General features: G+C 35.1%; 5 protein-coding genes. 1 reads left to right on the top strand and 4 read right to left on the bottom strand.

Annotation, left to right across the window (positions count from 1 at the left end):
- Positions 1-34: 34 nt before the first annotated feature.
- The 4 genes from BP861_RS10835 to BP861_RS10820 form a co-directional block, all read right to left on the bottom strand.
- Positions 35-787 (bottom strand): hypothetical protein, encoded by a 753-nt coding sequence (locus tag BP861_RS10835; RefSeq protein WP_292375355.1) that lies wholly within the window; start codon positions 785-787, stop codon positions 35-37.
- Positions 788-1202: 415 nt separating this feature from the next.
- Positions 1203-1604, bottom strand: coding sequence for a hypothetical protein (locus tag BP861_RS10830; protein ID WP_292375352.1), 402 nt, complete (start codon positions 1602-1604; stop codon positions 1203-1205).
- A 74-nt stretch (positions 1605-1678) separates the two neighbouring features.
- Positions 1679-2212, bottom strand: coding sequence for a gamma carbonic anhydrase family protein (locus tag BP861_RS10825; RefSeq protein WP_292375349.1), 534 nt, complete (start codon positions 2210-2212; stop codon positions 1679-1681).
- Between the two features lie 355 nt (positions 2213-2567).
- Complete coding sequence (locus BP861_RS10820) at positions 2568-2846, bottom strand: hypothetical protein (RefSeq protein WP_292375346.1); 279 nt, start codon at positions 2844-2846, stop codon at positions 2568-2570.
- A 1101-nt stretch (positions 2847-3947) separates the two neighbouring features.
- On the opposite strand from BP861_RS10820, the gene BP861_RS10815 reads away from it, so the two are divergent.
- Positions 3948-5183 (top strand): radical SAM protein, encoded by a 1236-nt coding sequence (locus tag BP861_RS10815; protein ID WP_292375343.1) that lies wholly within the window; start codon positions 3948-3950, stop codon positions 5181-5183.
- Positions 5184-6000: the final 817 nt, after the last annotated feature.

The raw sequence follows: 6000 nt of genomic DNA, 5'->3' as shown, positions 1-6000 counted from the left end.
ATAGTTTTATTTTTCTTCTAGGTGAGTAATCTCTTCAGATTCGCGGTATTCCCTTCCAGGATCCGGGTATATATCGAGGCTTGTAACTAACTTTCTCATTCCTCTTTGGAGCTTCTTTTATTCCTTTCCAGGAGCCGGGCACATAACGAGGGCTATAGCTAGCCTTCTCCGCGGTTCCTTTCCAGAATCCGGGAATATAACGCTGTTTATATCTGATTTCATTTATTTTTGGATTCTTTTTTGATCCTTTCCAGGATCCTGGTATGTATTTTGGCCTGTGACTGACTTTATCTTTCTTTTGGATCTCTGCATTTTCTCTCCAGAACCCGGGAATATACCTCTGCTTGTATTTGATTTCACTTATTTTCAGATTCTTTTTTGTTCCCTTCCAGGAGCCAGGAATATATCGAGGCTTGTAGTCACCTTTTTTCATCTTCAGAGTCTCTTCGGTTCCTTTCCAAAGTCCTGGAATATAACGTGGCTTGTACTTAATTTTTTCAATTTTTGGATTCTCTTTTGCTGCTTTCCAGGATCCTGGTATGTATCTGGGCTTATAGCTGATTTTCTCTACTTTTGATGTTTCTCCCTTCCAGAGTCCTGGAATATAATGCTGCCTTTGTCTGGTTTGCTCAATCTTTGAATTTCTTTTTGTTCCTTCCCAGGAGCCAGGGATATAACGGGGCCTGGAGCCAAATTTCTCATCTATCCCATGAGTTTTTTTGACTTCTATTTTTGCTGTCTTGGCTGCTTTGCCAATTTCTTCTTTTAGTTCATGTTTCTTATGCACGTCACTAACCTCTCTAATTAATTTTCCAGTTTAACTGCGAAATTTACGCATAAAGCATTAAATCCGCTAGATAATACACTTTTAACATATAAATAAATGTTCAAAAGTTAGCTCCATGCGATTTTAACCACTTTGTATCAGCAGGCAGTTAATTTTATCTAAATCTGTTTTAACCGAACCTATCTCTGAGAAAATTCTCTTGAATATTTGAGTTATATACGTCTACAGTTCAAAAAAGAATATTATTAATTTTTAAAATAGTATCTGTTTATATTGTTTATGTGAATAATAATAAAAATTAGTAAAAAATATAGAGAAGTTTGCTCTATGACTTTATTCTATGACTTTAATTTCTACATCTATGGTTTATTCTTAATATTTCCGGCAGTAAGAGATATCCTAAGAACCCGCGTTTTCATCTAAGCTCGTTTGCTCTCTTCTCTGCTTCTTCTTTTGTCTGGAAGATTTCGTCGGTGCAGTTACATTTTCTCATGTCATGGTCACAGTGATAAATAACATACAGTATGTCTGACAGGTTGTCAGTAGGCACATAACTTAACTCGTTTATTCCTCGGCCTATGCGGGTATAATTTTGCCCGTCAATCTCTATTTCTCCTGCATCTTTCATAGGATCATATTCAAAATACATCTCGCTGTCCAGCGCTGCCTGCCACTCCTCTACAAAATAGGCAGGCTGGCCCTCGATATAATCTTTTTCGCAATCCCCAATACCGGAACTTTTTACATACTCAAACATACTTTCATATACATCTACCTGTTTTATTTTTCCGTAATATAAGATGTTTATGTTCTTCATTTCATTTCACCCTCCTATCAAATTTGTTTAATCTATGGTAATTTTATTATTTATTCCTCTACATTTTTTGTAATTCACTTCTTTGGCTTTTCGTATTTTTTTATTTCTTCATTGTATTCCCTGACAAATTTCACATATTCTGCAGCGTTTTCTGCTATGGCTTCAATTTCGGATTTCTCAATTTCTCTCTTAACCTTTCCAGGAACTCCTATTATCAGGCTGTTCTCAGGAAATTTCTTCCCTTCAGGAATCAGTGCATTTGCACCTACTATAGAGTTTTTTTCAATTTCAGCCCCGTTCAGTACTGTAGAGTTCATCCCTATTAGCACATTACTTTCGATTTTGCATCCGTGGAGTACAGCTCCATGTCCCACACTTACATCATTTCCGATCTGAACTCCATTCTCAGGATCAGCATGAATTACGACATTGTCCTGAATACTTGTCTTGCTCCCGATTTTTATTTTATTTCGGTCTCCGCGAAGCACGGCATTAAACCATACACTTGAAAAATCTCCAATTTCAACATCCCCTATCACGTCTGCAGAATCCGCAATAAAAGCTGTCTCTGAGATTTTCGGGCTTTTGCCTTTAAAATCCATTATCATTAATCTATCTCCGTCTTATCTAACACTGTATCTCATGTTTTAGCTGCTCATTAACGCCTGATAAGGTCTAAAAGAGCTAGAAGTTGTCTTAATAATCAGATTTAGTGCTATTAAATACATCTGCCTCCTGGAAAAAGTAAACCATATGATCTGAGTCATGGAGGTGAGTTATTGAAAACCATAAGCATGAGAATCTCTCTTCATTTTCTACAAATATGGAGTGAATACCCATATCTTTTTTCAGAATTGATCAACAACTCAAGGACAAAACTTAGGATCTGATATTAAAGGAATCCGAAAAGAAATTAAAAGAATCAGAAACAGATAACAGAAATGAAACGAAAAACAAAACTTTTCAAAAAGGTTCTATTCTAGCATCACTCCAGACTTTGAGCACACTAGGAAACGATTTAAGTTCTTCTTCTTTTTCATCTTCAACAGTGCCCCGGATCAAAAATACCTTTTCGTTTTCAGCTTCCATCCCCTTACTCATCTCCTTAGGCGGGCTAATAGGAACTGGTTCATATTTCTGATCTATCTTGAATCCAGGAATCTTTGCCACATCTGAATCCAGTGCTGCCTGTATGGAAAAATTAGCCGGTGCTCTCAGCTCAACAATAACTCTTTTAGCCATAATTTATTTCCTTTTAGCTTAATTGATCTCTAACCTGCTAACAGAGAATGAATTTTACAGAGACTTTTTAATATCTTCTGGAATCACCAATAAATTTACCAATAATTTCTCTAGCAATTGACTGTAACCAATCAAAAACCCAGAAAATAATAAAAAGTATCAAATTTTATTGTCTTGCATAATTTTGAGTAAAAATATGAAGGCCAGAAAATAATAAAAAATCTCAAATTTTAGGTCGTGTACACGAGTTATTAATAAATTCCAAAAAAGTGAATACGTCTCATGTATTTGAGGAAAATGTAGAGATGTTCTTGTGCTTACGGTTTTCAATAACTCACACAATCTCTTCACGTTTGCAAGTGAAATCCTAATAACAGATTAATATTCAGAATAAAATATTCTTTAATATTTATATAATTTCGACTAATACATTAGTACTCAGTGAGCTGATTCTAGAATTTATTTCGTTCTTGGTCATTAGGATTTTCCAAGATTATTTTCATGATCAGAATCGCTTAAGCCCATATAGAGGTGTCTATATACATGACTGATTATGCACGATATACAAATATTTCTGAGATAGAATGTTTTATAGAGCCAGTATTTTCAAGTGGCAATAAAAACTCAACTTCTTCTGGGAGTCACAATGCATGCTTAGAATGTAGTTGTGGAGGTACTACCTTTTCGCAACACGAAGGCCATAATGCTGCAGTAACTAATGGATGATAAGAGTGTGCTGGGTTAGGCCAAAATGCTTTAGGAGGCACAACGAGGAGGCACAACGCAGCCATAAAATATTTTGGACTTGGGTATAATGTATCCCCAATCTAATCCTTTTTTATATTCATGTATATTATCTGGAACATAGAGGTTATTATGAACCTAAATAGGATTTCATTATTTAAAAAGTTCCATACTGATACCAATTATTATATATATGATACTTGTACGAATAAAATATTGAGGGTTAGCAAGATTATTTATGATATTATTGATAAATTTTTATTAGAAGGTTCTCAATCAGTCTTGTCCTATTTTGAAGAAGCTTATCCACTTGAAGCACTGAAAGAAGCCGTTTTTCAGCTAGAACAAATCATTGAAATGGAACAATATTTTTCTACGCTCAGGTCGCTTCGATTACAATTTCCCCTTACTACACAAGAAATTGAGAAAAGCCTCGATTATGGGATTCAGCAGCTTATTCTGGGCATAACAGAAGCATGCAACCTTCGCTGCGCCTATTGTGCATATTCTGGAAAATATTATTTCCAGCGTACACATACTAAAAGGTTTATGCCATTACACATAGCTAAGAGCGCAATTGAGTATTACGATCAACATTCCAATGATGTAGAAACACGGTGTATCACTTTTTATGGAGGAGAACCCTTATTGGCAATCGAGACAATCCAACAGGTCATTGATCATGTAAAGAAAAACTTTTCACAAAATTATATGTTCAATCTTTCTACTAATGGCACGTTGTTGAATGGGGAGACAACTCGATTGTTAATAGAAAACGATGTAGCTTTATTGGTAAGTCTTGATGGCCCTGCAGAAGTTCATAATAGTGTGAGAGCGTATCCAGATGGAGATGGATCATTTGATATGATTATACAAAACTTGCGGGCCTTAAAAGAAGAAGACCCAAATTACTATAAAAGAAAAGTCGTATTCAGACCTACGATCTCTCGCTTTGACAAGATTGAATCCATGTATAAATTTTTCTCAGAAAACTCAGAAAATCATGATTTATTCGAAGGACAATATGTAAGTACTGGTTTTGTCGACCCTTTTGACAACAGCATGAAAGAAGGCGTAATATCTACAGATAATGGTATTGGATACCACAACCTGCTCGAAAAATACAAGCAAATTAAAGTTCACGGGCTAGAGGTTCCTCTATTTTTTAATGAGATGTTCGAAGTTAAACTAAAGAAGATTCATAAACGTGACGCTAGTTTGATACCGGATTCGCTTTACCCGAATGGGATATGCTGTCCGGGAGTCAGGAGACTCTTCTGCACGGTCGATGGTCATTATACTATTTGCGAGAGAGTGAATTCCGGCCTAATTATTGGTGACGTTCGTCACGGCATCGATCCCACCAAAGTTATTTCACTTGTGGAGCATTATATCAAAATTAGTGATGCGGACTGCTCTCGATGCTGGGGCGTGCGATTCTGTACCAACTGCTTTACAGCCATCTATGGTAATCAGTTTGATATAGAAAGAAAAAGACAAGTCTGCAACCTTTTTCTGAAAGAACTTGAAAACATGATGAAGCTCTACTGTTCTATACGAGAATTGAACTATACAGCATTTGATAATTTGTAATGAGCCTATCCCAAAACTAAGATTATGTTGAAATTATAAATTTACTATAAGCATTATTCGACTCTGTAGGAAACCTATCTAAATCAGCTTCAAGAGCCTGAAATTAAAAAGACATTCTTCTTATCGGAAACTTTCAATCTGATTCTGCAATTTTAAAGCGGTAGCTTTCGAATAATTCTGGCAAAAATTTGAGGTTTGCACAAAAATAAATATATATGAGTGGATCAATTTATCCCAAATAAGGAAGGGGTTTAATGAATTTGGATGAAATTCAATTGTTCTTTTAAAATTGGAGAGCAACCAGAAAAAATTAAAAAGACTCATTTTACACAGTTCAGAACTGAAGTTGAAAATTTAAAGTTTGCAAGGAAAATAAAGCAAACTTTAAAATTTCGGCTTATAATACCTCACGATCTGGATTGTTACATTGGACGGGCAATGGATACTGAGCTGCTAACTATTTTGTTAAAGGCAGCTTCTACCTGGATTATTCCATAGCCTTATGTGGATTCCAGCCACTGCCACAAAAGTCCTTGGCAGTTTTCTGAAGGGCGTCTATATTCATTCATGTTTTAATAAGGTCATTTTTACAATTATTAATGATATACGATGGGTAAAATAAGATATAAAAATCAGAGAAAGCGTACTTAGAACCTTAAGTACATATAATAGGGTTTTCTTAAATTAACTATGAAACTGGGGTTTATTCCTTTTTTATTCGCTTAATTTAGGTTATTGATAGTTTCTCTCAAAAAAGCACATTCAATTTTTTACCTAAATTTTAATTAAGGTCATTAAAAATCGTAAATTTTATTGA

The sequence above is a fragment of the Methanosarcina sp. UBA411 genome, assembly GCF_002495725.1.
Classification (GTDB): domain Archaea; phylum Halobacteriota; class Methanosarcinia; order Methanosarcinales; family Methanosarcinaceae; genus Methanosarcina.
The sequence above is the reverse complement of the archived record's forward strand: the minus strand, read 5'-3'. Positions and strand labels throughout refer to the sequence as shown.